The sequence below is a fragment of the Microbacterium sp. zg.Y909 genome (assembly GCF_024626565.1).
Window position 1 is genome coordinate 1 of the sequence record NZ_JANJFJ010000458.1, and the last position, 3,168, is coordinate 3,168.

Below are 3,168 nucleotides of genomic sequence, written 5' to 3' on the forward strand. Positions count from 1 at the left end.
GACGAGGAATATTCCGTGAACGCCGCAGCAGAGCCCACTCCCGACATGCCCGAGACCGATACGCCCGCTACGGGCGACGAGGTGGACGCCGTGACCCAGCCCAACGACGCACCCGACACCGGCGCGGCAGAGACGACGACGGATGCCGGTGACTCCCTCGAGGAACCCACCGCACCGGTCGAGTCGACCGAGTCCACCGAGCCGGCTGACCAGCCCGCTGAGACTCCTGAGCCCGCCGAGTCGACCGAGCAGCCCGCCGAGACTCCCGAGCCCGCCGAGTCGACCGAGCAGCCCGCTGAGACTCCCGCGGCCGCCGAGTCGACCGAGCAGCCCGCTGAGACTCCCGCGCAGCCCGCTGTCTCGACCGAGTCCGCTGAGCCCGCCGCACCCGTGGCCGCCCCTGCCCCCGCGCCCGCACCCGGCCCGCGCCCGCCGATGCCGCGCGCCCCGCAGGCCGCCGTGAAGCCCGTGCTCCCGCCGGCCGCGCCGTCGGCGTCGTGGGGTCGCGTCGACGACGACGGCACCGTCTTCGTCCGCGAAGGCGACGACTGGCGCGCCGTCGGCCAGTACCCGGACGGCACGCCGGCCGAGGCGCTCGCCTACTTCGAGCGCAAGTACACCGATCTCGTCAGCGAGGTGACTCTCCTCGAGGTGCGCCACCGCCGCGGCGGTGCCAGCGCAGCTGACCTGCGCTCGGCCGTCGCCCTCGTTCGCGACAAGGTCAACGGCGCCATGGCCGTCGGCGATCTCGCTTCGCTCAGCGCCCGAGTGGAGGCGCTGGACGCCGAGCTCGCGACGGCGTCGGAGTCCGAGGTCGCCGCCGCCCGCGAAGCCGTCGAGCAGGCGATCGCCCACCGTACCTCGCTCGTCGAGCAGGCCGAGGCGCTCGCGGCGCGCGACCCCAAGTCGGTGCAGTGGAAGCAGGCCACGAGCGACATGACGTCGCTCTTCGATCAGTGGCAGGCCCACCAGCAGAACGGTCCCCGTCTGCCGAAGTCGACGGCGCAGCAGCTGTGGAAGCGGTTCCGCGATGCACGCGGCACGGTCGACAAGCATCGCCGCGAGTTCTACGCCGAGCTGGACGAGACCCACAAGGCCGCCCGCGACCGTAAGACGCGCCTCGTCGAGCGTGCCGAGGCACTCGCGCCGCGCGGTGAGGACGGCATCGCCGCGTACCGCGATCTGCTCGACGAGTGGAAGAGCTCCGGTCGGGCCGGCAAGAAGGTCGACGACGCGCTCTGGGCCCGCTTCAAGGCCGCCGGCGACGCGCTCTACGGTGCCCGCGCCGAGCGTGAGAATGCCGACGCCGAGGCCTCCAAGGAGAAGATCGAGGCCCGCCGCGCCCTGCTGGTCGAGGCCGCCGCCGTCCCCGACGAGAAGGACATCGCCAAGGCGCGCCAGCTGCTCACCGGCATCCAGCGCCGCTGGGACGAGCTCGGTCGCATCTTCCCCCGCGACGTCGAGCGTTCGCTGGACGACGACCTGCGCAAGATCGAGCAGGCCCTCTCCACGCGCGAGCAGACCGACTGGAAGCGCAACAACCCCGAGACCAAGGCGCGCGCGAACGACATGACGCGCCAGCTCAACGACGCGATCGAGAAGCTCGAGTCCGAGCTCGAGGCGGCGCGCGCCGCGGGCGACAGCCGCGCTGAGGCCGCCGCGAACGAGGCCCTGGCTGCCCGCAAGGCATGGCTTTCCGCCCTGGGCGGCTGACCCGCTCTGCACTGCACATCGAAGGCCCCGACTGTCCACAGCCGGGGCTTTCGTGCTCACACGGCGCGCAGGGATGGGCGACCATGAGCGCATGCCGTCACCCTTCCTCTACTTCGCCGGCGGTCGCCTGTCGGGCGCCGAGCTCGCGGCTGCGCGTCTGGACGGTGACCTGGTGGAGGTCGGCGAGGGATACATGCCCGCGGATGCCGTCGAGACGAGGGAGCTGCGGGCTGCCTCTCTCGCGCCCTTGGTGGGGCAGACGCTCGCTGCGACACACCTGAGTGCCGCGTGGGTACACGGCGTCCTCGACACGCCTCCCGCCCGGCACGCCGTGCAGCGCGTCGTGGCCCGCCGCCTGAGCCCGTCGCTCGACGCCCGGGTGCGCTACAGCGATGTCCGGCTGGATGCCGCCGACGCCGACGTGATCGGCGGCGTCGCCGTCACCTCCCCCAGGCGCACCCTCGCCGACCTCGCCCGGTCACGCGACGCCGCCCACCGCGACGTCGCCGTGCGCATGATGACGATCGCTCCGCACCTGAGGGACGAGGCGCTGGCGTGGCTGGCGGCGGCGGGACCGGTTCCCGACAAACGGGCGGCAGCGGCGTTCCTGCGGGCGTACGCCGTGCCGAGCGCCCGGCCACCGCCGGGCACAGCCGGTCAGGACGAGGTGACCCGGTACACGTCGTAGACCGCGTCGATGCGCCGTACCGCGTTGAGCACGCGGTCCAGGTGCACGGTGTCGCCCATCTCGAACACGAAGCGGCTGATCGCAAGCCGGTCGTTCGTCGTCGACACGCTCGCGGACAGGATGTTCACGTGGTTCTCGCTCAGCACGCGGGTGACGTCGCTGAGCAGGCCGGAGCGGTCGAGCGCCTCGACCTGGATGTGCACCAGGAAGATGCTCTTGCTCGTCGGAGCCCACTCCACCTCGATGATGCGCTCAGGGTCGGTCATGAGGGACTGCACGTTGGTGCAGTCCGCCCGGTGAACCGAGACGCCGCTGCCGCGGGTGACGAAGCCCACGATCTGGTCGCCGGGGACCGGCGTGCAGCACTTGGCGAGCTTGACGAGGATGTCGGGGGCACCGCGCACCAGAATGCCGGAGTCGCCGGTGCGCGGCTGGCGTGACCGCCCCACCGGCGGCAGGCTGATCGGACCTGTCGCGGTGTCGTCGACGGCGCTGACGAGGGCGGTGACCTTCTCGATCACGGACTGCGTGGAGACGTGGCCTTCGCCGACCGCCGCATACAGAGCCGAGACGTCCTCGTAGCGCAGCTGCTGCGCGACCTCCGAGAACGAGTCCTGGTTCATGAGGCGCTGGAGCGGCAGGTTCTGGCGGCGCATCGCGCGGGCGATGGCATCCTTGCCCTGCTCGATCGCCTCTTCGCGGCGCTCCTTGGTGAACCAGCCGCGGATCTTGCTGCGTGCGCGGGTGCTCTTGACGAAGCTCAGCCA

The 3,168-nt window shown here is 71.8% G+C and carries 3 protein-coding genes; 2 read left to right on the plus strand and 1 reads right to left on the minus strand.

What is annotated here, in order from left to right:
• Together NQ160_RS21255 and NQ160_RS21260 are read left to right on the plus strand one after the other, a co-directional pair.
• On the plus strand, nucleotides 1-1,713 hold a 1,713-nt coding region (locus NQ160_RS21255; RefSeq protein WP_306853949.1), incomplete at its 5' end, for a DUF349 domain-containing protein.
• Nucleotides 1,714-1,804: 91 nt separating this feature from the next.
• Nucleotides 1,805-2,401: a type IV toxin-antitoxin system AbiEi family antitoxin gene (locus tag NQ160_RS21260; RefSeq protein ID WP_257516580.1), complete on the plus strand. Its 597-nt coding sequence runs from the start codon at nucleotides 1,805-1,807 to the stop codon at nucleotides 2,399-2,401.
• Here NQ160_RS21260 and NQ160_RS21265 read toward each other — a convergent pair.
• The coding region (locus NQ160_RS21265) for an ACT domain-containing protein (RefSeq protein ID WP_257517062.1) at nucleotides 2,371-3,168 on the minus strand (798 nt) is incomplete at its 5' end. The two genes, NQ160_RS21260 and NQ160_RS21265, sit on opposite strands and share 31 nt — an antisense overlap.